The organism is Bacillus sp. FSL K6-2861 (assembly GCF_038630725.1).
GTDB classification, from domain to species: domain Bacteria; phylum Bacillota; class Bacilli; order Bacillales; family Bacillaceae; genus Bacillus; species Bacillus velezensis.
On sequence record NZ_CP152037.1, the window covers coordinates 2,644,236 to 2,667,779 of the forward strand.

27 protein-coding genes and 1 tRNA gene are annotated in these 23,544 nt (G+C 45.3%); 7 read left to right on the forward strand and 21 right to left on the reverse strand.

Going from position 1 to position 23,544, the window contains the following annotated elements:
- Position 1: 1 nt before the first annotated feature.
- From comGB to NYE62_RS12945, 3 genes are all read right to left on the reverse strand, one after another.
- Positions 2 to 1,039, reverse strand: coding sequence for a competence type IV pilus assembly protein ComGB (comGB, locus tag NYE62_RS12935; protein ID WP_342496985.1), 1,038 nt, complete (start codon positions 1,037 to 1,039; stop codon positions 2 to 4).
- The gene (gene comGA / locus NYE62_RS12940) at positions 1,026 to 2,096 is read right to left on the reverse strand and encodes a competence type IV pilus ATPase ComGA (protein WP_342496986.1); all 1,071 of its coding nucleotides are present in this window, start codon (positions 2,094 to 2,096) and stop codon (positions 1,026 to 1,028) included. The genes comGB and comGA overlap by 14 nt, the downstream gene beginning before the upstream one ends.
- 192 nt (positions 2,097 to 2,288) lie before the next feature.
- On the reverse strand, positions 2,289 to 3,239 hold the full coding sequence (locus NYE62_RS12945) for a magnesium transporter CorA family protein (RefSeq protein WP_015417820.1): 951 nt from the start codon (positions 3,237 to 3,239) through the stop codon (positions 2,289 to 2,291).
- A gap of 145 nt (positions 3,240 to 3,384) precedes the next feature.
- Between NYE62_RS12945 and NYE62_RS12950 the strand changes: the two genes are divergently transcribed.
- Positions 3,385 to 4,686, forward strand: coding sequence for a hemolysin family protein (locus tag NYE62_RS12950; RefSeq protein WP_012117986.1), 1,302 nt, complete (start codon positions 3,385 to 3,387; stop codon positions 4,684 to 4,686).
- 37 nt (positions 4,687 to 4,723) lie between these two features.
- Here NYE62_RS12950 and NYE62_RS12955 read toward each other — a convergent pair whose 3' ends face one another.
- Complete coding sequence (locus NYE62_RS12955) at positions 4,724 to 5,554, reverse strand: STAS domain-containing protein (protein ID WP_015417821.1); 831 nt, start codon at positions 5,552 to 5,554, stop codon at positions 4,724 to 4,726.
- Positions 5,555 to 5,625: 71 nt separating this feature from the next.
- Here NYE62_RS12955 and NYE62_RS12960 point away from each other — a divergent pair.
- Positions 5,626 to 5,696 (forward strand) — tRNA-Gln (locus NYE62_RS12960).
- Positions 5,697 to 5,760: 64 nt separating this feature from the next.
- Here the strand turns inward: NYE62_RS12960 and NYE62_RS12965 are convergent.
- A complete protein-coding gene (locus NYE62_RS12965) occupies positions 5,761 to 6,141 on the reverse strand; it encodes a Spx/MgsR family RNA polymerase-binding regulatory protein (protein WP_064115382.1) in 381 nt (126 codons plus the stop codon).
- 236 nt (positions 6,142 to 6,377) lie between these two features.
- Here NYE62_RS12965 and NYE62_RS12970 point away from each other — a divergent pair, with 236 nt between their 5' ends.
- Positions 6,378 to 6,623, forward strand: a complete 246-nt coding sequence (locus tag NYE62_RS12970) for a DUF2626 domain-containing protein (protein WP_003153078.1) — start codon at positions 6,378 to 6,380, stop codon at positions 6,621 to 6,623.
- 39 nt (positions 6,624 to 6,662) lie between these two features.
- On the opposite strand, the gene NYE62_RS12975 is transcribed toward NYE62_RS12970, so the two are convergent.
- Positions 6,663 to 7,301, reverse strand: a complete 639-nt coding sequence (locus tag NYE62_RS12975) for an MBL fold metallo-hydrolase (RefSeq protein ID WP_003153077.1) — start codon at positions 7,299 to 7,301, stop codon at positions 6,663 to 6,665.
- A 154-nt stretch (positions 7,302 to 7,455) separates the two neighbouring features.
- Here NYE62_RS12975 and NYE62_RS12980 point away from each other — a divergent pair, with 154 nt between their 5' ends.
- Positions 7,456 to 7,629 carry a DUF2759 domain-containing protein gene (locus tag NYE62_RS12980; protein ID WP_003153076.1) on the forward strand — a complete coding sequence of 58 codons (174 nt, stop codon included), beginning with the start codon at positions 7,456 to 7,458 and terminating at the stop codon, positions 7,627 to 7,629.
- A 32-nt stretch (positions 7,630 to 7,661) separates the two neighbouring features.
- Here NYE62_RS12980 and NYE62_RS12985 read toward each other — a convergent pair whose 3' ends face one another.
- The 5 genes from NYE62_RS12985 to NYE62_RS13005 form a co-directional block, all read right to left on the reverse strand.
- On the reverse strand, positions 7,662 to 7,976 hold the full coding sequence (locus NYE62_RS12985) for an MTH1187 family thiamine-binding protein (RefSeq protein WP_003153073.1): 315 nt from the start codon (positions 7,974 to 7,976) through the stop codon (positions 7,662 to 7,664).
- 5 nt (positions 7,977 to 7,981) lie between these two features.
- The gene (locus NYE62_RS12990; protein WP_064115381.1) at positions 7,982 to 9,019 is read right to left on the reverse strand and encodes a hypothetical protein; all 1,038 of its coding nucleotides are present in this window, start codon (positions 9,017 to 9,019) and stop codon (positions 7,982 to 7,984) included.
- 72 nt (positions 9,020 to 9,091) lie between these two features.
- On the reverse strand, positions 9,092 to 10,219 hold the full coding sequence (locus NYE62_RS12995) for a M14 family metallocarboxypeptidase (protein WP_144663987.1): 1,128 nt from the start codon (positions 10,217 to 10,219) through the stop codon (positions 9,092 to 9,094).
- Positions 10,220 to 10,301: 82 nt separating this feature from the next.
- Complete coding sequence (glcK, locus tag NYE62_RS13000; RefSeq protein WP_045208253.1) at positions 10,302 to 11,264, reverse strand: glucose kinase GlcK; 963 nt, start codon at positions 11,262 to 11,264, stop codon at positions 10,302 to 10,304.
- 34 nt (positions 11,265 to 11,298) lie between these two features.
- The gene (locus NYE62_RS13005; protein ID WP_007612586.1) at positions 11,299 to 11,508 is read right to left on the reverse strand and encodes a YqgQ family protein; all 210 of its coding nucleotides are present in this window, start codon (positions 11,506 to 11,508) and stop codon (positions 11,299 to 11,301) included.
- Positions 11,509 to 11,705: 197 nt separating this feature from the next.
- Between NYE62_RS13005 and nhaC the strand changes: the two genes are divergently transcribed.
- A complete protein-coding gene (gene nhaC / locus NYE62_RS13010) occupies positions 11,706 to 13,070 on the forward strand; it encodes a Na+/H+ antiporter NhaC (protein WP_076983531.1) in 1,365 nt (454 codons plus the stop codon).
- A gap of 75 nt (positions 13,071 to 13,145) precedes the next feature.
- Here nhaC and NYE62_RS13015 read toward each other — a convergent pair whose 3' ends face one another.
- The 3 genes from NYE62_RS13015 to rpmG all read right to left on the reverse strand — a co-directional run bounded on the left by NYE62_RS13015 (position 13,146) and on the right by rpmG (position 14,171).
- Positions 13,146 to 13,319, reverse strand: coding sequence for a hypothetical protein (locus NYE62_RS13015; protein WP_007408311.1), 174 nt, complete (start codon positions 13,317 to 13,319; stop codon positions 13,146 to 13,148).
- A 69-nt stretch (positions 13,320 to 13,388) separates the two neighbouring features.
- A complete protein-coding gene (locus tag NYE62_RS13020; protein ID WP_342496987.1) occupies positions 13,389 to 13,943 on the reverse strand; it encodes a 5-formyltetrahydrofolate cyclo-ligase in 555 nt (184 codons plus the stop codon).
- 78 nt (positions 13,944 to 14,021) lie between these two features.
- Entirely contained in the window at positions 14,022 to 14,171 is a 150-nt protein-coding gene (rpmG, locus tag NYE62_RS13025) for a 50S ribosomal protein L33 (protein ID WP_003153056.1), read from the reverse strand.
- Between the two features lie 346 nt (positions 14,172 to 14,517).
- On the opposite strand from rpmG, the gene NYE62_RS13030 reads away from it, so the two are divergent.
- Both NYE62_RS13030 and NYE62_RS13035 read left to right on the forward strand, forming a co-directional pair.
- Complete coding sequence (locus NYE62_RS13030; protein WP_003153047.1) at positions 14,518 to 14,871, forward strand: hypothetical protein; 354 nt, start codon at positions 14,518 to 14,520, stop codon at positions 14,869 to 14,871.
- Positions 14,868 to 15,332: an endolytic transglycosylase MltG gene (locus NYE62_RS13035; protein WP_007408308.1), complete on the forward strand. Its 465-nt coding sequence runs from the start codon at positions 14,868 to 14,870 to the stop codon at positions 15,330 to 15,332. Before NYE62_RS13030 ends, NYE62_RS13035 begins: the two co-directional genes overlap by 4 nt.
- Before the next feature lie 99 nt (positions 15,333 to 15,431).
- Here NYE62_RS13035 and pstB (NYE62_RS13040) read toward each other — a convergent pair whose 3' ends face one another.
- The 7 genes from pstB (NYE62_RS13040) to NYE62_RS13070 form a co-directional block, all read right to left on the reverse strand.
- Positions 15,432 to 16,214, reverse strand: coding sequence for a phosphate ABC transporter ATP-binding protein PstB (gene pstB, locus NYE62_RS13040; RefSeq protein WP_144663984.1), 783 nt, complete (start codon positions 16,212 to 16,214; stop codon positions 15,432 to 15,434).
- Positions 16,215 to 16,225: 11 nt separating this feature from the next.
- Entirely contained in the window at positions 16,226 to 17,032 is an 807-nt protein-coding gene (gene pstB, locus NYE62_RS13045; protein ID WP_007408307.1) for a phosphate ABC transporter ATP-binding protein PstB, read from the reverse strand.
- An 18-nt stretch (positions 17,033 to 17,050) separates the two neighbouring features.
- Complete coding sequence (gene pstA, locus NYE62_RS13050) at positions 17,051 to 17,935, reverse strand: phosphate ABC transporter permease PstA (protein ID WP_007408306.1); 885 nt, start codon at positions 17,933 to 17,935, stop codon at positions 17,051 to 17,053.
- Positions 17,935 to 18,864 (reverse strand): phosphate ABC transporter permease subunit PstC, encoded by a 930-nt coding sequence (gene pstC, locus NYE62_RS13055; protein WP_012117997.1) that lies wholly within the window; start codon positions 18,862 to 18,864, stop codon positions 17,935 to 17,937. The genes pstA and pstC overlap by 1 nt, the downstream gene beginning before the upstream one ends.
- 48 nt (positions 18,865 to 18,912) lie before the next feature.
- A complete protein-coding gene (locus NYE62_RS13060; protein WP_039254459.1) occupies positions 18,913 to 19,815 on the reverse strand; it encodes a phosphate ABC transporter substrate-binding protein in 903 nt (300 codons plus the stop codon).
- A 154-nt stretch (positions 19,816 to 19,969) separates the two neighbouring features.
- Entirely contained in the window at positions 19,970 to 22,117 is a 2,148-nt protein-coding gene (gene pbpA, locus NYE62_RS13065; RefSeq protein ID WP_144663982.1) for a penicillin-binding protein 2A, read from the reverse strand.
- A 101-nt stretch (positions 22,118 to 22,218) separates the two neighbouring features.
- Positions 22,219 to 23,508, reverse strand: a complete 1,290-nt coding sequence (locus NYE62_RS13070) for an MFS transporter (RefSeq protein ID WP_012118002.1) — start codon at positions 23,506 to 23,508, stop codon at positions 22,219 to 22,221.
- Positions 23,509 to 23,544: the final 36 nt, after the last annotated feature.

Here is a 23,544-nt window from a genome sequence, read left to right on the forward strand (position 1 = left end):
CTTACATTTGGTTCATCATCTGGTACATCGGCATCAGCATTGACATGTAGACAATTAAAATCATACCGGCCACAACACCGTAAATGACAGGCTGGAGAATGCCGGTATACTTCGCCGCGTTTTGTTCAAGACGCTCCATCATAAACTGGCTGTACGTATAAAGTTCGCGGTGAAGCCGGCCGTTTGCCTGTCCGTGGCTGACTGCAGCCGCAAGATCTTTTTCATAACACGGATGCCCGGAAAGAGCGGATTCTATGGTTTCTCCGGCTTTCAGACGTGTTATGAGCATCTCTGCTTCTTCACGATAAAAAGGCAGAAAAGATTGTTCTTTAAAAGCTGTTAAGCTGTCATAGATAGAAAGGCCGGATTTCAGAAGACTGCTGAGCTGTAAAGAGAAAAAGTAGCTGTTAAAAAGAACGGCCGCTTTTCCTAATAGGGGTATTTTCACAACAATCAGCATTTTATCTTGCGGGGATTTTTTCTTACATAAGAACCAAACGTACAAAAACAAGCAGAAAGCGGCGGACAGCGCCAGTGCGCAGGCTTCATGAAAATGCCGAAAAAACACAAAGATGAAAGCAGTTGCACCGGATGTATTCATATTCATTGATTGATAAATCCCAGAAAACTGCGGAATGATTAAACTTTGCAGGATATAAAACATGACACAGACGGAAAAAATTAAAAACATCGGATACCGGAGCATTTTTTTGATTTGATTCGTCTGCATGAGCTTTCTCTGTAATAATTCGCCGCTTTGTTTCATCGCCCCCGGCAATTCTCCGTGTTTCTCCGCGAAATAGCAGATAGAGACGGCTTCTTTGTGGAAAGACAGTGCCTCAAGCACTTGGTAAAACGCATCACCTTCTCTCAGCCGGCGGATTCCTTCCTTCAGCTCTGCAAGCTGACGTTTATGCAGCTGGAGTTGCAGCAGTCTGAGCCCTTCAATCAGGCTGTATCCTTTTTCCGTCATTTCACCGAGCCTTTTCAAAAAAGCCGCTTGATCCTTCAACGGCCATGTTCGTTTAATCCGCTTCATGATACACCCACCGATCGTAATTGTCGGTCGTGACATAGCCGAGCGCGATTCCTTTTCTGATCAGCCTGCGGAGCGTCTGATATTGAAAATTGGCGTGCTCTCCCTTTGCTTCCTGAAAGCATTGGGTGAGGTTTTTCCCGTAGAGCAGTTCATAAATGCCCGCACGGCGTGTCTGCCTGTACATCCGGCAGTACACGGAACAGTTTTCCTCTTTGCAGAACGGACATGTTAAATCAACCAGACGCTGAGCGGCAATAGCAATGACGGTTTGTTCAATTTCTGTCATGTTCACGCCGAACTCCAGCAGCCTGTATATGGCGCCCTTAGCATCTCTTGTATGCAGGCTTGAAAGAACGAGGTGTCCCGTCATGGCCGCGCGGACTGCGATTTCAGCCGTCTCGGCATCTCTGATTTCCCCTAAAATGATCATATCGGGATCATGTCTTAAAATCGCTTTTAAACCGGCGGAATATGTGACTCCGGCTTTTTCATTCACCTGAACTTGCAACACATCCTCATCTCTTGTTTCTACGGGGTCTTCAAGCGTGACAATACGCCGGTTGAAATGCCTTTTTGCATAGTTGACAAGCGAGTAAAGAGTGGTCGTTTTTCCAGATCCGGTGGGGCCGGTAAACAGAAGCAGGCCGTGCGAATGCTTCAGAAAGGACAATAGTGCGGCGCCCGCCCCCCGAAATAAGGACAGTTTATCCAGAGGGGGAATCTGCCGCTTAGGCAAAAGCCTGATGACAAGACTTTCATCATTCATTGTCGGCAAGGTTGACATTCTCAAATGAACGGTTTCCGTGGGAAGCGGCAGAGACAATGACCCGTTTTGCGGCTTACGTCTTTCTCCTATATCCATGGCCGATAAAAACTTAAAATGAGAAATAAGCCTTACGCATTCCTCTTTTTTTAAGACTCTTTTTTTCACAAGAGCATGGCCGATGCGAAAATGAATGAAAGCATCCTTTTCTCTCGGCACAATGTGTATATCTGAAGCCCTTGCCATATAGGCCTCGTTTATGATGTTCCTGCTGTATGTTTCTATATTTTTCACAAGACTTCCCTCCTTCCGCACGTATTGTAAATCAGATACACAAAAGCCGGCAAAGGAGAGATTATGCGTTTTACAGTGTGTAAAACGTAAAAAAATAAAAAATAAGCCCCCTGACATTGATTTACCGAATGAAATCCGGAACCATTCGGCCATTTTCTGCCATCAAAAAAAGCAGGCGTATGCCTGCTCTTCTTAGCGTTTCTTTTCTTTCCGCAAATATTTTTTTTGATGCTCCCTCAAAATGTCCCCTGTCCAGCCTTTCTGCCGCAGATAAATATAAATCAGCAGGGTTGATACAATAATGAGCACGATGGAACAGATATACGCATATTTCCAATGAAGCTCCGGCATGTTATCAAAGTTCATCCCCCAGAGAGCTCCAAGCGCCGTCATCGGTGTAAAGAGAGTTGTAAAGATCGTCAAGGCTTTCACAATTTCATTTCCTCTTTGGGAGGTAATGACTTCCTCGGCGTGCAGCAGATTGCTCAGTTCCTGATCAAACTCATTGATATATGTAATTCCTCTTTCCATCTTTTGATGAGCTCTGAGGTAATCTTTCTGCCTGTCATTTTTCGGGAGAAAAGCTTCTTTTAAAGCCATTTCCACTTTTTGAGCCCCCAGTGTAAGGCCTTTCCAAATGAACAGCTCATGGCGCAGTTTATGCACATTTTCCAAGATTCCTTTGCTGTTGTCATCATGAATCTGCCATTTCAGCGTCCGCTGCTTGACTTCAAATTCATCCAGTCCGATCAGATAGGAATTCATCAGCTCTCCCAGCAGAACAAAAAAGCCTTCAATCGGATTTTCACAGGTTTGAATCTGCTGTGTGGCATGCTTTTCTTTTACACCGCGCAACAGCGAAAAATCAAAATTAATTGTAAAAAAGAAGTCTCTCGTAATATAAAAGTGAAATACGGTATGGTTTTTTTCATCATCTAATCCTTGATGATAGATTAAAGAACCGAAAACCGCTTCATTATTCTGATCATTTGTATCTGAGCGCAGAAAGTTTATATGATTTTCATGTTCAAACCACTTTTCGCATTGCGGCCAGTGATTGTGATGGATCATTTTTTTCGCTTCTGTCTTTTCATGCGGACCGAGCTGGTACCACAGCCAGTCCGCACCCGAATGTACCTTCATCTCTTGTCATCCTCCAGTATCGCTTTCTTGTTTTATTACCGTAAATGAAGAAGGCTAAACCAGGTTCGATGTTTGAGCAGCTTTCTACAGTGGTATTATTCCGAAAAAAGGGAGGTGCAAGCCTTCCTTCGCGGAAGGCGTTACATTGTATATCATCAAACTATCTGCCATCGTACTATTTATTTTATTAACGGCATGTTTTGTCGCCATAGAGTTTTCAATCGTTAAAGCAAGGCGCTCCCGCATTAATCAGCTCATTGAGGAAGATGTAAAAGGAGCAAAAGCAGCCAAGCATGTCATTACACACCTCGATGAATATTTATCGGCATGCCAATTGGGCATCACCGTCACCGCTTTGGGAATCGGCTGGCTGGGTGAACCGACAGTCAAAGCGATGCTTCAGCCGTTATTTTTAAAGACCGGAGTTCACGAAGCGGTTGCCCAAGTCCTGTCATTGATCATCGCCTTTCTGCTGGTTACATATGTGAATGTCGTTATCGGCGAACTCGCCCCGAAAAGTTTTGCTATCCAAAAAGCCGAGCGGATTACACTTTTGTCTGCCAGACCGATGATTTTGTTTTATAAGTTAATGTTTCCGTTCATCTGGCTGCTCAATCATTCCGCCCGCCTGATTACAGCCATGTTCGGCTTGAAGCCTGCTTCCGAACATGAAATGGCTTATACGGAAGAGGAATTGCGGGTGCTCCTTGCCGAAAGCTATCGAAGCGGCATGATTAAAAAAAGCGAGCTGCATTACGTAAATAACATTTTTACATTTGATAAGCGCACTGCCAAAGAAATTATGGTGCCCCGGAATGAAATGGTGAGCCTGCCGTTAGACAGCGGATCGGGACATATGCTCCGGGACATTATCAAAACAAATAAATATACCCGGTATCCCGTAGTAAAAGGAGATAAAGATCATGTAGTCGGCATCATCAATATAAAAGAAGTTTTATTCAGATTCCTGTCAGAAGGAGCGGCGTTTACAAAACACGAACTCAGCCCTTACATCCAGCCGGCGATCCATGTGATTGAGACGATTCCGATTTATCAATTATTCGTTAAAATGCAGCGGGAACACGCCCATATGGCCATTCTCATTGATGAGTACGGCGGAACCGCGGGATTAGTAACGGCGGAAGACATCATTGAAGAGATCGTCGGCGAAATCCGCGACGAATTTGATACGGATGAAACACCTTCCGTTCAAAAGCTTGGGAAGAACCGCTATCTCCTGAACGCCAAATTGCTGATCAGTGACGTCAATGATGTACTCGGAACAGAGATTACGGCTGATCAAGTCGATACACTCGGGGGCTGGTTTCTTACTCAGCATATTGACGCGAAGCCCGGGAGCACCATTGATTTTGAAGGCTACACATTTACGGTAAAAGAAATCGACAGCCATCATATCATTACGATTGAAGCTGAAAAAGCTGAATAGCTGAGGGAGACATCCCTCCCGGCCATTCAGCTTTTTATCATCTTAATGATTCTTTTACGATAAATCCGTTTTTTGCCAGCGCTTTCGCCAGACTCTGCTCCGTTTTCACCTGAGAAAAATCGATGCCGAGCTTCACGACGGTCTGCGCGATTTCCGGCCTGATGCCTGAGATTGTCGTTTCTATGCCAAGAAGTTTTGTGCTGTCAATCACTTTAAAAATCTGATAAGCGACCATCGTATCCACAATCGGCACACCTGATATATCTAAAAATAAATAAGAAAGACGGAGTGAAGAACATTGGTCAAGCACCGATTCCAAAATCATTTTTGCCCGGTAGGTGTCAATTTCGCCGACGAGCGGCAAAATTCCAATACCGTCGGCAATCGGCATAATCGGCGCACTTAGTTCGTTAATCATTTCTTTTTGGGCGTTTAATTGTGTAACCGTCACTTTATAATATTCCTCTGTAAATACTTCAATCATATGGTCAATTGCTTTGTTCAGCTTCTCTCCCCAATGGAATACCGCATTCGCCCCAGGCTTCTCAGACATTGTTTCACAGCACGTCTGTATGCGGTTCCAGACCAATCTTCGGAATTCTTTAAAGCTCGTGACGCTTTCATAGACCGGTACTTCATGGACGGCCCGGTCCCTTGCGAACTGAAGCGCCCATTTCGTCAGCTCCTCTTCCCCGCCGTCTTTTTCCGATAAAATGCCGGCAACGATTTCAATTAACAGACGGTGCTGCATTTCCGCTTTCTGATCATCTGTAGGCCGCCCCGATTTTGGTATGAGCAGCCACTGGCGTGTGATTTCACCTGATTCTTCAATTAAGGTTCGAGATAATGCTTCACTCAAATGTTTCACGGGTCTCCTCCATTCAAATTCCTTTGTATGTATAAATCGGCGCCGGACGCACATACTGTAATTACATCCGATGGGCTATAGCCAAGCGGTAAGGCAATGGACTTTGACTCCGTGATCGTTGGTTCGAATCCAGCTAGCCCAGTCCCGCAACCGCAAAAAACGAAGATTAGCTGATAAATTTTGATCAGCGGATCTTCGTTTTTCTCTTATGATACAGATTGATGTACCGTTTTTTTCTTCGTCAGCTTCATCAGTTCTCCCGGATTGTATCCGATAACGAGTTTATTGCGATCGATCAGAATCGGACGCCGCAGCAGTTTCGGCTTCTCAGTCAAAAGCTTCAGCACTTCATTTACAGTCATTTCTTCAATGTTCAGGTTGAGATTTTTAAATGTTTGACTTCTCGTCGCCAATATTTCATCAATTCCTTCAGTCGTTAATGATAAGATCTGCTTCAATTCATCAATTGTCGGTGTCTCCCTGAATAGATGGCGCTCTTGAAAGTCAACATTGTGGGCTTTTAACCAATGTTTCGTTTTTCGGCATGATGTGCAGCTCGGGTATGAATAAAAAATAACTTCTTTCATTTTTAAAAATTCCTCCCTCGGATAATCCGTCTCTTTGTTAACATAAGTACCCTGAACTTTTTTTCATTAAACATATTTCAAAAAGATTTTTCGGATCTTTTTCAGAGAGCGGCATAAGATATAAAACACAGGGAAAGACATAAATTCCACAATAAATATAATCATGAAAATGTTTACATTTTGAGTGCCGATCTATTATAATAAACTTCAGATAGACTCTCGGGAGGGGATAAGGAATGAATCGCATGTTCCGGGTGTTAGGATTTTGGACGGGGATATTTGCAGTCATGTTTTTTTTAGGGGGCATGAAAGACGCTTCACTTTTGTTTTTTGGACAGACGATCTTTTTCGTATTTCTTTCTTATTTGAATCTGACTGAGCGGATGTATATTTATATTTTCGGAGCTTACTTAACCGTATTTTTCGCCGGATTTACATATTACTCTATTTTTATTATGACACCGGGCGGCGGAACCCACTGACAGAAAAAGACAGACCGATTATGGTCTGTCTTTTTTCATTTACAGTGAAAAACCATTGATAAACGGGTTTCGCTCCTGCTCTGTCTGAATATCCGTTTCCGGCCCGTGCCCGCTTAACACAAGTGTATGTCCGGGAAGCGTGAGCAGTTTTTGATGAATGGAATCAAGCAATACGTCCTGACTTCCGCCGTGTAAATCAGTTCGGCCGATGCCTCCCTGAAAGAGCACATCACCTGAAATCACCAGATCCGCGTCCTTCACATAATAAGAAACGCTTCCCGGTGAATGTCCCGGCGTAAACAATGTCTCCAAATGGAAAGGCCCGATGTCCAATATGCCGTCGCCTTCAATCAGCCGTTCGGCGGGCCGTGCCGTTACGGCGATGCCCCGCAATATGCCTGATCCGTTTAAGGAAGAGTCCTCCAGCCACTTTTCTTCATTTTTGTGAAGATATACGGGAACATCCCATCTGTCTCTTACTTCGTCAAGCGCGCCGATATGGTCAAAATGGGCGTGCGTCAGTAAGATGGCCAGCGGCTTCAGATTGTTTTCTTTTATGTAATTGTTGATTTTGTCCGCTTCTCCGCCCGGATCAAAAATAAGACAGGACTGATCCTCACTGACAAGAAAATACGCGTTTGCCTGAATCGGACCGGCCGGCATTCGTCTCCATTTCACTTTCATCACCTCTTTATGTATATGCCCTTATTATGAAGGTTTTCTGCGGAAGATTCAATGAATGCGGCCGGGAAAACGCTATCGACAAACAAAATGAAAACGGTTAAAATGAAATGGAAAGATTTTCAGGTTCCAATGACAAAGGAGGAGCATGATGTTACTTGTTGTAATCTTCGGCCTTGTCGCATTATTAGCTGTATTAGGAGTCCTGCGGGCTGTCAGACAGAGAAATATCCTGGGATTTTTGTTAGCCGCCGCCACGCTGGGCGTGTTTGGCTGGTTTACCGTAATGACCGTTGTAACCAGCGGCTATCCGACTGCACATTAAAAGCCTGTATCCATTGGATACAGGCTTATTTTTTATTGCTGCAAATGTTTGCTGACACTTTTGATTTTGCTCTCCAGCGTCGTTTCTTTATCACGTCTGTCATCAATGCGGATATTTGTCGCCACTCTGTGCAGCCCTTTTTGGAACGGGGCTTCGTGAATGTCCTGAATGACTGCGAATAAGTCGCTCAGCTCACCTTCAATCAAAGTGTTCATCGGCGTGAGCTGAAATTTGATTTTGCCGGCAGCTTTGTAACCCTCCAAAATGTTTTGCACATCCGCTACATACTCACTGACGCTCGGTGTTTTTGTTCCGATCGGAATGATTGTCACATCTGCAATTGCCATTTGATTCAAACTCCTTTTTCATTTGTTATGATTGGTTCTGTCATGCCTGTTTTCAGTGAAATCAGACGGTCATACGTAAAGCCGTATAAAGCGTATTCCCCGTTCGGAGAGATCTGAATCGGCTCCATTTCCGTGTTTTTGAGCACCGTCCGCTCCCGTTCATCTCCTAAGTCAAAGCTGATCAGATTGTAAGAGCGGCCTTCAGGCTTAAATATGTAAAACCGCTTGTGTGTCTGATCGTAATCATATTCCATCGGCGCAAAGCTCTGATACTTTTCTTGGAGAGGAAAGCGGTGCGTCACGGATGCCGGCTTTTGGAAAAGGAACTCGCCGTCTCCGTCCGATTGATCCGTTTGTCTGACGGCAATCGTCATGCCCGGGCGGGAATCGGCCCAGATGACGTGATGAAGCACTCTTTTTTCTTTTTTCGTCTGCAAGTCATAAGAATATAAAGGACCCTCTTCCTCCGTTTTTCCTTGCTTGATATATTGGAATTCATCAGTGGAGGTCCAATGGACAAAAGGGGCCTGAACGGGACTCTTTTTTAAAATGCCGTTGTTCATATCGGCCGTATAGGCAGTGAAGTCCCATGTTTCAGTAAAAACGGTAATCATCATTTGATACGGGTCATACGGATTCCAAGCCGTCTCAAGCTCATAAGAGTTAAAGGCTTTGTGATAAAGTCTTTTCCCCTGCTTGTTCATAAGCACAAGCTCAGTCTGACCGCTGCTTGTCACCTGTACGAGAATCAGCTGTTTTTTCCGGCTGATCTTTACATTGACAATATGGCCCTTTGTTTCATAGAGCCGTTCGGATTTTCCGCTGAAAAGATCATATTTCATCAGCTGATGATGTGCTGTATACAGAATCGTTCTGTTATCCAGCCATCCTTCCGTTTTCTCCGCTTCCTTTTTACTGAGCGGAACGATTTTCTGTTCTGCCGATTTTGCCGAAACGCCTGTGTCTTGCTGCTGATGAGATGGTTCACAGGACGCTAAACACAGAACGAATGCGGACAGCAGAACACAAACCAAGTATCTCACCAGCCTTCCCTCCATTCTTTTCTATTGTCCCATATTTGTTTATGTAAACAAATGAGAAATTTCACAGATGTCTCAAAAAACAAGCGACCTCCACAAAATACCTTCCGTCGCTTGATAAATATCAGCAAACTGATGAAAAGGCAAAGGGTTTTTTCCCTTCCCGAGCTCAATGGTATAGCCCTCTTTTCCATACTGCTGTATAAACCAATCCCTAAAACCGGCATGGCTGTCAATGGTTTTAACGCCTTGATAGCGGTTTCCGCTTATCGCTTCAAACTCCCGAATCATCCGGGATGATTGCTCCGGTTCACATCCTTCGTACCCCCAATAAATCTCTTCTCCCTGCGTATGAAGAGCGATCAGCCGGTCAGGCGGCTGTTCCGTTATCAGCCGGTGCATCGCCTGCGCCTCCGGTTCAGTGAGCGGCGCCGTCCCCGGAAAATCACGGTGTGAAGGGGCTTTCGGTTTGCGCCTCTGTTCAATATCCCAATTGGATGGGAAATGTTTATTTAAATCCACACCGTTTATATTCGCCTTCCATTCGCGGAAATCCGGGCGGTGTTCATTTAATCGATTAAGAAATTCATTTTTTTCTGATAAATCTTCACATCCGTAAAGTACGAGATCAACACCGTCGGGATTTACGAGCGGAACGAATGACAATGATGTCAGGCTGAATATATCAAGCGCAGAGTGCCCGAAAACGGTTTTATTTTCGCATAATCCCGCGCAATATTCTTTACACCATTTAAGCGCGACCGAGGTGGTGATCCATTCATTGGCATGAAATGAGGCGTTTACATGGACTTTTCTTTCGGCCGTATCCGCACCTATTTTCAGCTCATAAAGCGGCTTTCCCAATACGGAACTGCCGATTTTACGGCACGTGACAAACGGAAAGACATCCGTTATTTTCTCAATTTCTTCATAAACCGATTGGGACCCGTACACCTTTTCTTCCTTCACCCATTGATCAGTGGAAAGAGTCCTTTCACAGTGCCGGATGTATCGCGAAAGCCCGCTCAGCGTCTCAAGCGGCGGACCCTCTGACTGCCCGCTCACGGCAAAGCCGGGGCAAAATAATTCATCGTTTTCCGCCGTTTTATCAGCGGCTTTCAACAGTTTTTCATCAATTGAAAGCACCTTTGCAATATCTTTCATATGCTGTTTCAATTCAGGTTTGACACGAATTCCCGCCATGTTCATCCCCCTTTTTTAAAAACTATATGACAGGGGAGATAAAAAAAGAAAGCCGCCCGCGATATGGGCAGGCAGACTTTCTTCAGCAGTTTTGATGTTTGAGCCATTCATTTTTGGCAATCCACGCCCCGCCGATGACTCCGGCGTCATTTCCAAGTGCCGCAATCGAAATATCCGCCGCTTCCGCAGAACGCGGGAATGCGGTGATTTTGAAAGTCTCTTCCACTTTTGACCGCAGGATTTCACCCGCTTTAGACACGCCTCCGCCGAGCACGATTTTCGTCGGATTCATGGCGCTTGCCAGATTTCCGAGCACGAGGCCTAAATGTTTTGCGACATAATCGACGACTTCAAGCGCTGTCTTATCCTGCTGTTTAGCCGCTTCGAACACGTCACGTGCCGTCAGATCATCCACTTGTAAGAGCGAAGAGTCGGAAACCGCCGCAAGCTTTTCTTTCGCGATGCGGACGATGCCGGTTGCGGACGCAATCGTTTCGATGCAGCCGGATTTTCCGCAGTTGCACGGAGCTCCTCCTTCCGGAATACTGCAAATATGACCGATTTCTCCGCCGGCCCCGTTTTTACCGTGAACGATTTCTCCGTTGACGATGATGCCTCCGCCGACTCCGGTTCCGAGCGTCACTAAAATGACATCTTTGGCCCCGTCACCTGCACCCTTCCACATTTCTCCGAGCGCCGCGATATTGGCATCGTTTTCAATGACGGCCGGAATACCCGTTTCCGCCTCGAGATGGTCTTTCAGCGGATAGTTTTTCCACCCCATATTTGTCGTCTCATAGACCACTCCCGTCGCCATTTCCACGGGTCCGGGCGCTCCCATTCCGATCCATTTTACGATCCGTTTCGGCTTGTTCAGTTCTTCCAGCTTCTGATCAAGCGCTTTGGCGATCGTGACCGTAATTGTGTTTCCTGATTTATCGGTCGGAACTTCCCATTTATGCTGAATTTCACCGTACATGTTGATGAAGGCCAGCTTGATGGTTGTCCCGCCAAGATCAATCCCCGCAAACCATGTATCTTCCATAATAATCTCCTTTTCTTATTAAAATCCTGCTTTGTTATCTGCCTTTGATCCGCTCCGATTCTCTCTGAAGAACACCGGCGGCTTTTTGCCATAATTCTCTTTCAATCACGTTTGACAAGTACATTTCCTTTAATTCATCTTTCATAAAGTCTATTTCGGCTTGTCTGTCACCGAAATAAACGATATGTCCGAATGACTTAAACAGCTGCTGCACGTCATAAAATGAATTCATCTGCTTCACCATTTCTATTCTTCTTAGTATAAGCGTATTTCATCACTGATCCGGGCGTCAAGCAAAAAACGATTGGAGAAAATATCCTTGTATTATTTTCATAAATTGTATATTCACAATTGTAAAAAAACACTCATTTAAGCGTTTTTCTGTTACAATACTTTCGTGCCCAAAAGCACAAAAGGATTAAAGTTTGATGGGGTGTTGTTTTGAAACAAGAAAAAAGGCTGACGTTCATCTCAGCCATCAGTTTATTTGTCTTGATGTTAGCAGTCATTATGTCCTGCCTGTTTTTCTTTCATACAGAGCCGCATATGCCGCTGTTCTTTTGCGTCATTATTCTGTCTCTGGCAGGTTTGTGGCTCGGTTTCTCGTGGGAGAGTCTTGAAAAAGGAATTGTCAGCGGATTGAAAAACGGTGTGCAGCCGATTATCGTACTGGCTTTGATCGGTATGCTGATCGGCGCCTGGATGTACAGCGGCGCCATTCCCACCGTCACCGTTTACGCTTTGTCAATTATACAGCCGAGTCAGCTGCTTTTGACCGCATTATTTTCCTGCATGATTATCAGCACGCTTGTCGGCTCAAGTCTGACAACTGTCAGTACAATCGGCGTCGCGCTGTTAGGGGTAGCAAGCGCGGCGGGAGTTCCGCTCGAATGGACGGCGGGAGCAGTCATTTGCGGGGCTTGTTTCGGTGATAAAATGTCACCGATGTCCGACACGACGAATTTTGCCGCCGGAATCGGCGAAATTCCGATTTTTAAGCATATTCGCCATATGATGGGCACTACCGTTCCGGCACTGCTGATCACGATTGTTCTTTTTTATATTCTCGGTTCATCGGTTTCAATAAATGCCGCTTCAACGCAAAATATTGAGGCGGTCATTTCCGGAATGAAAGAGGCCGTGCACATTACGCCTTGGTCGCTTCTTTCACCTCTGTTGGTGATCATTTTAGCTGTGAGACGGATTTCCGTGATTCCGGTGCTTACCGCCGGTATTATTTCCGCAGGGCTTCTGACTGCTGTTTTTATTCCTGACAGCAGCATTCAAGGATTTATATCCGCCCTGCAAAGCGGGACGGCGTTTAAAACCGGCGACCAGGCTGTGGCCAGCATTATCAACAGAGGCGGGCTCCAATCGATGATGGGATCAGTCTCTCTGATCATGATCGCCTTTGCGCTCGGCGGCCTGATGGAAAAAACGGGCCTGATCGCGGCGCTGCTTCAAGGATTGATAAAAGGCGTGCATACGAAAGGACGTCTTGTCATGGCGACCGTCTTCTCAAGTATAGGCGTAAACCTTGCGACAGGTGAGCAGTATTTGTCGATCTTAATTCCGGGTCAATCTTATAAACCTTTATATGACAAGCTCAGCATTAAGCGGATTCACCTTGCGCGGTCGCTTGAGGACGGCGGAACATTGATCAACCCGCTGATTCCCTGGGGAGTAAGCGGCGCTTTTATGGCAAGCGCACTAGGGGTTTCCGTCATCGACTACCTGCCGTTTACCTTTTTCCTGTACATTTCTCCTATGATCTCAATTCTGCTCGGTTTCCTGAAAAAAAGCTGACAATACGAGAAAACCTGCCGTTTTTTACCGGCAGGTTTTCTTATGCAAAAAATCCCGCTGAAAAACGGGATTTGTTTAAAATGCCTGCTGAATGAATTTGTTTCTGATAAACGGTATTTTTAAAAAGAAATGAATGAATGACCGTCTAATCCCCGGCTGGCTGAGCACGCTGTTCATCAGACGGTAGCGGTTTTGGTAAACGGCTAAAACAGATACGGCGCATAATGAGTAGATCAACAATTTTTTCATCTTATCCCTCCTGCCCCTATCGTTTGTCAAACAGCGAGAATTATTCCGGTGCAAGAAGTTTTTATGCGATTAAGCGATGGTTTCAGATTCAGTCACGATCATATCGACCGGAATATCGTGGGGCATGCGGGGAATGCGGTCTGTCAGCTGGCAGTCAAAGAGAAGCGACACGGTACGGCCTTTATAACCGGAGAGGTACCGATCATAATATCCTCCGCCGTATCCGATTCTGAAGCCTTCCCGGTCAAAAGCCACGCCGGGCACAATCACAAGGTCAATGTCATTTGGGGCGGCTTTTTCCGTCTGGCTCTCGATCGGTTCACTGAGGCCCGCATATACGGTTTCCAGCTGATCATACGCAGAAAATGTACGGAACTCCATCGCTCCCGTCTGCGGAAAGCATTTTGGGATACAGACTTGTTTTTTCTCTTTCCAGGCCTGTTCAATAATCGGCCGTGTCGGAATTTCCAGGCGTGTCGAGATGGTAAGGGCGATCACGCGGGCCTGTTTCCATTCTTTTAAAGAAAACAGCGTTTCACGCATGCTGCGGCATTTTTTCTCCCATTCACTTTCTGTCATGTCAGAAAGCTTTGCTTTGATAGCGGTTCTGATTTGTGCTTTCACGTTTCTCAAACCTCCCTGAAAGACAAAAAAGCCAGAACTTTATTGAAAGCTCCAGCTTTTTCCGCTGTTTTAAACAGCTTATTTTGTTTCACGGTGTAACGTAGATTTTTTATCACGTGGGCAATATTTTTTAAATTCAACGCGGTCCGGATTGTTGCGTTTGTTCTTTTTAGAAATATAGTTACGCTCACCACATTCAGTGCAAGCCAAAGTAATATTAACGCGCATTATTTTCCCTCCAAACTAAATATCATTTACTTATTCAGACTTATATATAATACCACTATAATGGACGGAATGCTAGAGTGATTTACATGAAATGTTGTTTAAGTGCAGAAAACATCAGTTTATGCTTCTGATCCTCTGAATGAGCTTGCGCCAGGTGAAGGGAAAATATGACGAAACAGGACAAAAAAGGACTTTCTGATGCGAAATCTATAGAGAAATAACCGTTTGCTCCCCGAATAAAAAAGATTTCCCGACAAAATTCCGTTTTTTTCTCTATTTCCTTTAGAATGGCGGCGTTTTATGGTATAAAAAAGAAGGGCAAATTAATAATAGAAGGTGATGAAACGTGGAAATTGCTATTATTGCGTTGTTTATCGTCAGTATAGCGCTTATTGCATTCTCATATTCTCAAAGAGATCCGATGAAAGACGTGGAACAGGAGCTTGAAACGCTTCAGCTTTCCGCCATGCAGGAAATTTACAAGTTGAAAAAGAAAATGACGGTGCTTGAAGAAGAATTGCTGGAAACCAACCTCGTGATCCGCAAAGCCAAAAGCAGCGGCATTAACCAAAAAATCGCCAAACAAATCATTTCAAAATATAACAACGGAATGTCTGCGGAAGCCATCGCAAAAGCGGAGCACGTGTCTGTCGAGGACGTCAATACCATTATTAAAGATAATGAGAAGGTGCTCGTATGACAAAACGGGGCATTCAGGCTTTTGCAGCAGGCATGATTTTAGCGACGGCCGTTCTCGCCGCTGTCTTCTATTTGACTGACCATGACCAGGCAGCCGCCGTTAAAACCGAAAAAACAGCATTGACAGAAAAAGAAGTAAACAGCTACCTCGACGATCAGCAAAAAGTCTCCGTCAACCGGGATGACTATCAAAAACTGCTTGATTCTAAAGAAAAATCGTTAAACAACGACCAAAACACAGACGCCAAAAAGAAAAAAGTAACATACAAACTGACGATTAAAGACGGAATGAGCACTGCTGATGTGTCATCCATTCTTGAAAAAGAAGGGATTATTCCTTCAGCGAAGGACTTTAATGATTACGTCATTGACGCAGGCTACCATAAAGAAATCCGCGCCGGCCATTTCAAAGTCGACTCAGATATGAGCTTTAAAAAAATCGTCAAAACATTAACCCGCTAAAAAAGCTTGCAGGCATCGTCCATTCAGATGGATACGGCCGGCAGGCTTTTTTAATAGGGAGTATAAAACGGACCCGGTCAATGGCCGGGTCCGTTTTTTTCATCCGAATTTTCCGGTGATATAATCATGTGTTTTTTGATGATCCGGCTGAGAAAATATTTTGCCCGTATCGCCCCACTCTACCAGTTCGCCCATATAGAAAAACGCGGTTTGATCAGAGACCCTCGCAGCCTGCTGCATGTTGTGCGTCACAATGACGATTGTATACTTTTCTTTCAATGTCAAAATCAGCTCTTCTATTTTCCGCGTGGACACGGGATCAAGAGCGGACGTCGGTTCATCCATCAGAAGGACGTCCGGTTTTGTGGCGAGCGCCCTTGCGATGCACAGCCGCTGCTGCTGACCGCCTGACAGTGAAAGCGCCTGCTGGTGAAGGCGGTCTTTCACTTCATCCCAGAGCGCAGCTGCCTTTAAAGATTCCTCGGCGATTTCAAGCAGTTTCTTTTTATTTTTTTCGCCGTGAATTCTCGGACCGTACACGACATTCTCAAATATTGACTGGGGAAATGGATTGCCTTTTTGAAACACCATACCGATCTGTTTTCTTAATTCTGCCGCATCCGTCTTTTCTTTCAGCAGATTGCGCCCGTTATAGATCATGTCGCCTGTCACTTTGACATTCGGGGTCATTTGCAGCATTAAGTTTAATGTCTTAATAAAAGTGGATTTCCCGCAGCCGGACGGACCGATGATCGCAGTTACCTTCCGCTCCTCAAAACCGATCGTAATGTCTTTTAAAGCCTGGTGGGCTCCGTACCATACGTTCATGCCGTGAATATCAAATAAATCCTGTGTGTGCACCGCTTCCTTCACAAGGCTCACAGTCCTTCCCCCTATCCGAACTTTCCGTTAATGTAGTCATCTGTCTTTTGCGCTTTAGGACTCGTGAAAATTTGTTCTGTCTGCCCGTATTCCACCACTTCCCCGTTTAAAAAGAAAGCCGTTCGGTCAGACACCCTAAGTGCCTGCTGCATGTTATGCGTAACAATAATAATCGAATAATCTTTTTTCAGTTCTGTCAAAAGCGTCTCGATTCTGGCGTTTGAAATAGGGTCCAGAGCTGAGGCCGGTTCATCTAAAAGTAGCACGGCAGGTTTCATCGCAAGCGTACGGGCGATACAAAGACGCTGCTGCTGGCCGCCTGATAACGAAAGAGCCGATGAATGAAGCCGGTCTTTGACTTCATCCCAAAGCGCCGCCTTCGTTAAGCTTTCCTCGACCGCATCATCCAAAACGGCTTTCCTGCGTTCCCCCGCATACTTCAGCGCATGTGTGATGTTATTGTAAATGGATTTCGGGAACGGATTCGGTTTTTGAAACACCATACCGATCTCCCGTCTGAGAGACACGACATTAATCGCTTCCCCCAAAATATTCAGCCCTTCATAAAGGATCTCTCCCTCGCTTCTTGCAAAAGGAATGGCATCGTTCATTCTGTTAATCTGTCTCAAAAATGTTGATTTCCCGCAGCCGGAGGGACCGATCAGAGCCGTCACCGCATGTTTTTCAATATCCATGTTTACATCTTTAACCGCTTGTTTGTCACCGTAATAAATTGATAAATGCTTCACTTCCAAAATTGAAGACTCCGGCGAACGCTTTGTCTGTTCCGCTTGTTCCCTGATGATGTGATCAATCATGTTTTCGCCTCTTTCCGATTAATTTGCCGTAAGCTTTTTATAAATGACAGATCCGAGCCATCTTGCACAAAGGTTAAACAAGAGCACCGAAATCACCAGCACCGCCGAGCCGCCGTTTGCAATCGCTTCGGCGTCAGGGATGATTCCCTGCGTATTGACACTCCATATATGAACCGCCAGCGTCTCAGCCGGCCTGAAAATGTTGAAAGGAGATGATTCAGAAAACGGGTTCAAATCCGTAAAATTCAGCCGCGGCGTTGTCAGTCCCGCTGTAAATAACAATGCGGCCGCTTCTCCGAATACTCTTCCTGATGCGAGAATGGCTCCGGTTAAAATCGAAGGAATCGCACTCGGAATCAGCACCGTTTTGACGGTATGCCATCTCGATACGCCTAAAGCGAGAGAAGCTTCTTTCAGCTCCTTAGGAACTGCAGTGAGCGCGCCTTCTGTCACCCGGACCATAACGGGAAGGTTAAAGACCGTTAATGCGAGCGCGCCTCCGATAATCGTGTAGCCCCATCCGGTCAGGTTTACAAACATCAGCATGCCGAACATCCCGATGACAATGGACGGAAGCGAAGACAGAACCTCAATACACGTTCTGATAAAATCAGTGATTTTATTTTGGGGCGCATATTCAGCCATAAAGACGCCGCCCCCCACACCAAGCGGTATCGTGATCAGCATGGTGATAAACAGAATGTAAAAGGAATTAAAAAGCTGATCCCGTATTCCGCCGCCTGACGCAATGGCGCTCGATTTTGACGTAAGAAAATGCAAGGAGATTTCAGAGACGCCGTGAATAAGAATGTACAAAAACAATCCTGCCAAAATCGCCGCAATTACAGCGGCGCATAACCCGAATACACCGGTGGCCAATTTATCCGTTATTTTCCGGTTCATTACACTTTCCTCCTAGACGACAAATAGCGTATGAGCAATATAAACAGAAACGACATGATGAGAAGAACAAGCCCCATAGACCATAACGTATTATTTTCAATACTGCCGTATGTGGTATGGCCCATGTTTAACGTAATAATCGTCGTTAATGTTCCCGCCGTATCAAGCAGGCTTTCCGGCAGAAGCTTTGTATTTCCGATAACCATCTGTACGGCGAGTGCTTCTCCAAACGCTCTTGCCATCCCGAGCACGACAGCGGTCAGCAATGTCGGAAACGCCGCCGGGATAAGCACCTTTCTGATTGTCTGCCACCTCGTCGCACCAAGCGCATATGAACCGTCGCGAAGGTGTTTCGGAAGTGACGCAAGCGCATCAGCGGAAATCGATGTAACAGTCGGCAGAATCATTACCGAGAGTACGATCGTCCCCGCCAGAAGGCTGTGACCCGTTCCGCTTGATTTAAAAGAGCCGATAAACGGAACCAATACTGTAAGACCTATGAATCCATAAACGACGGACGGAATGCCGACAAGCAGCTCAATTACCGGCTGCAGCACCTTTTTTCCCCAAGTCGGCGCAATTTCCGTCATAAACACGGCACCCGCAATACCGAGGGGCGCTGCGATCAGAGCGGACAGAACCGTGACCGCAAATGATCCGAAAATAAAAGGCAGCGCGCCGAACTCAGGTTTTGCCTGGGTTGGATTCCAATTCAGACTTGTTAAGAACTCAATCGGGCTTACACCATTTACAAAAAAAGATTGCAGCCCCTTTATGCCGAGAAAAATTGTGATCGCCGCTGATGCCGCAATGATAATCGCGGCACACACAGACACAATCACCCTTCCGCGGACTTCATCCATTTGCCTGTTTTGTTTTGAGCTTATTAAGCGTTCGCTTACAGACTCTTTTTCTCTGTGATTTATCATTTGTTTACACTCCTATAAAGAAGAAGAGGCGGGGAGCCCGCCCTCCCCTCAGCTTTGCTTGCCGTTTGCGTCACGTGTGACTTTCATATCAGAGATCGGAATGTAGCCTTGATCTTTTACGATACTTTTCTGTACTTCATCGCTGTTCATATAGTCAAGAAACATTTTTGTAAGGCCTGACGCTTCACCTTTCGTATAAGAGTGCTCGTAAGCCCAAATCGGATACTCGCCTGTGACGACGTTTTTCTCTTCCGGTTTGATGCCTCCGATCGATAAAGGCGTTACTTTGTCATCGTTTATATAAGAGAATGCCAGATAACCGATAGCTCCCGGCGTTTCCGCAATGATTTTTTTGACTGTATTGGAGGAATCCTCTGTGATGCCCTCAGCAGGATCTGCTCCGTCAAGCGCGTATTTGACGAACGTAGCGCGTGTTCCTGATGAATCAGGACGGTTCACGAGTGTAATTTTTTGATCTTTACCGCCAAGCTCTTTCCAGTTTTTAATTTTTCCTGTAAAGACGTCTGTCAGCTGTTTTTTGGTTATATCCTTTACGCCCGCACCGGGGTTGACCGCAGCCGCCATCGCCACTACCGCTACTCGGTGGTCTTTTAGGGCTTTCGCATCAATGCCTTCTTTTTCTTCAGCAAAGACATCTGAGTTGCCGATTTGCACTGCCCCTTCAGACACTTGCGAAAGACCTGTTCCTGAACCCCCCGCTTGCACCTGCACATCAGCATCCGGATGTTTTTCCATAAACTTTTCCGCCGCTGCCAGTACTAACGGCTGCATGGCTGATGAACCAGAAATGGTTAAAGAACCTGATGCTTTTTTATCCTCACTTGCAGATTGACTGTCTGTCTTGCCGCTTTCCTTTGCATTTCCGCATGCTGCAGCAACAATCATAACAGCAGCCATCAGAAGCATAAGCATCCATTTGTTTTTTTTCATTTCCTGAATTCCCCCTGCATTTAATGTGTAATTTGTCCTACACGTATAGAGTAAAGGGTTCTTGTAAAATGCGTATAAATCAAGTGTTAAGGTTTTGTAAATCCGGATGTTTTTTTGTATAAAAAAACGCTCACAAGTTGTGAGCGTTTTTCTGTTAGTTGTTTGTATTGCCGTTTTCAGCGTCTTCCTGAATTTTATCTTCGTTTTTCTGCTTCGTATTATTATCTTCTTGTTTCTTTTTCAGCTCAAAGTATTTGTCCAGAGCTGCTCTTCCTATATCATCCGTAATCGAATATCGATCGCTGTAATTAATATAGGCCCAAGGAACGACTACAGAAATAGCCACTTCCGGATTATCAGCAGGTGCATATGCGACAAGAGTCGTGTTATATGTTGCTTCACCCGTCTCTGATTTGTCAGGACCGTCATAGAAAGATTGCGCGGTACCCGTTTTACCGGCAGGACTGTATTTCGCAGTCGCAAAATCAGTTGCGGCTGTCCCTTTTGTCATGACGCGTCTGAAACCTGCCTGCACTTCTTTAATGTCTGCATTATTCATATCAATCTTGTTCAGTACTTGGGGCTGAACAGACTCTACAACGGCTCCGATTCCTTTTTTCGAATCAGGCTGCCTGACCTCTTTTACAAGCTGAGGCTTCAAACGATAGCCTCCATTGGCAATTGTAGATACATACTGCGCCATTTGCAGCGGTGTAAACGTATCATACTGCCCGATGGCAAAGTCTAACAGAAGACCGGAGATTCGCTGTGACCCTTGGTACCCGGTCGCTTCATTCGGAAGATCAATCCCCGTCTTAACTCCGAGTCCGAACTGATTGAAGTAGTATCTGAAAGTATCGAATGCCTTCATATCAAGCGGCAGGGACTGGCCTTTTTTGTACTCCCCTTTACCGACGGCAATCGCCGTTTTGAACATGAACACGTTTGATGATTCCTGAAGCGCTTTTTGGATATCTACGGGACCTAAATTCGTCCATGATTTTTTCGGGTTTTTACTTCCCTTGAAATACATAGGTTCATCCTGGAAAACGGTGTTCAAATTAATCGCACCCGTCTGCAGTCCGGTCAACACCGTCGCTCCTTTGACCGCCGATCCCATTGCGTAGGAGGAAGTCATTGCGCCGAGGGCATAATCATTAATTTTGTACTTTCCATTGTCATTCGTAATCTGTTTACCGGCCATCGTCAGCACTTCTCCGTTTTTCGGGTTCATCATGACGACGAAGGCCCGATCAAGAAGCTTCGTGCTCGGTCTTGCTTTTGCCGATCTTAAATTTTTCTCAATGATTTTTTCAACGGATTTCTGCAGGTCCATATCAATGGATAAAACAAGGTCTTTGCCGGCCTGTCCTTTTGAAATCACTTTGCTGCCCGTGACATTTCCGGATGAGTCGGTTAAGTTCTGCACTTTCTCTTTTTGACCCTGCAGCAGGCTTTCATATTGATATTCTAAATAGCTTTTTCCGACCCTGTCATTCCGGCTGTAGCCGAGTGACAGATAGTGATCCAGCAGGTTGGAAGGAAGACCTTCGTTCGCACTGGATACACTGCCGAGCAACGTCCGGATCAGGCTTTTATAAGGATAAGACCGTTCCCAGTCAGACGTCACGTCAACTCCCGGCAGTTCATCCAAATGTTCGCTGACGACGGCCATTTCTTTTGCCGACACCCCTTCATTTTTGATGTATTGAGGCGTCAGTGAGTAGCCTGAATCCATCTGCCTTTTGATCGCAAGGATCTGCATGTCTTTTGAAGTGAGCTCATTCAGCTGTTTGTCTGTGATGCGTTTCAGCTGAAGCTGATATAAATCATCGTCAGACAGTTTTTTGTCTTCAGCTTTTTGCTTTTCTTCGGCCGTAATCAGTTTTTTCGCTTCATCAGGCCTCGTTAACATCCAATAGTCTTTTTTATCCCGCTCAGTCACCTTTTTGGTGCTTACCTTAATCATACCCGACAGTTTTTTTGCGATTTTTAAACGCTGCGCCTGGGTGGTTGAGGCTGAACGTGTATATGTAATCGCATTTAATGCTTTATTCGTTACGATGGGATTTAGGTTCCGGTCGTATATTTTACCTCTCGGAACCGCCGTGCTGACATCAGACTCCTCCTGCTTATTAGCGGCGTTTTTATAATCATCACCCTGAACGATCTGCTTGATGCCAAGCTCGACGATAATCCAAGTGAAAATAAGAAACGCGGCCAAAAACAAAAAATTAAGCCGGATCGGCAGTGATTTTTTCTTTTCTTTGTTTACAGCTATTTTCTTTTTATTTCTCCTCATGACATCACCTTTTCTTATTTACAGAAAGAAATGACACCTTCTGTTCAGGTGCCATTTTTCATTCTAAAGGTTTTTTCGATATTTTTCTACAGATAACCCTTTTATCTTTCTCCTTTTATAAAATTCGGTTCCGCCGCCTGTTTTTGTCGGTCTTCTTCTACTGTTTCATCAGAAGTTTCCGTATCCAGTTTGATGTCTTTTATAAAGTAATAAATCAGCGGATGGCCGGCTCCGAGCAGCACGAGCGCCGCCGGTATTCCCACTTTTTCCTTGAACAATGTAACGATTACAAGGAAACAAAGGATGGAAACGATCCGGCCCGCATTTAAAAATAACTCCCTGAGCACAATGTATTCAATTCTGGCTTTTCTGGCAAGCCGCGCCCGGCCTATCACATCATATGTAAGCGAGACATACGGCACGAGCAGAACTGGATAGCCGATCGCAATAAACACTCCGTACAAAAGGAGCGTCGTGAAGCTCATTTTAAAAATGATGAGAAACAGGGCGCCGTACAAGATCAATCCGCCGATAAGAATCGCCTTTTTCCGCGCTCTTTTTTTAATGAGCCTTGATGCAAAATAATAGGCAAAAAAAGAAACCGCGGAATTGACGAGACCGAATGTTCCGAGCGCCAGCTCACTGTTTGTCGCAATGAATACAAATACGCTGATTAAAAAAACAAAAATCCCTTCTCTCAAGCCTTGAAAAAAGTGCGCGTTGGTAATCCGGCGCCAATTCAGATTCGTGTGGCGCTCATCAAAAACTTTTTTCAGCATAAACCGGCCTTTCGACTCCCTCCGCTTCAGAAAAAAGCTCATGACCACGGCAAGGGCAAATAAGCCGAGCGACAGGCTGAAAATGATTGTATAACCCGTATTGTTTTCAAGTCTTGAAATGACATATCCGGCCACAATCGGACCGATCATGCCCGCCGATGAAGACAAAATGCCTAAAAACCCGTTAAAAAAATCTCTCGTTTCCGGTTCCGTAATTTCGAAAGTCAGCACATTAAAAGCCAGCCAGTAAAAGCCGTATCCAACTCCGAGCACGGCCCCTATCAAAACGAGACGGGAAGCCGCAGTTTCTCCGGCAAGCAGCACACTTAAATAAAAAGCGGCCAAAAAGATAACGCCGAACCTTAGAATAAACACCCTGTCAATTTTTTTAGCCAGCCGGCCCGCCAGCAGAAAGGTAACCGGCTGCATCGTCACGACCGACAAATTGTATATGGCCAAATCAATAAATTTTCCCGACTGCTTCCACAAATACACGTTGACAAATGTATTTGACAGCGCGATGCCCAATGAGTAAAGGCCGCCAATCGTCAATAACAGCAGCAGCCCTTTATTTATTTCGATGTCGCCGATAATTTTTTTTATTTTGCTCATCATTGACTCCCCTTTACTACACATTAGTTTGTCTCA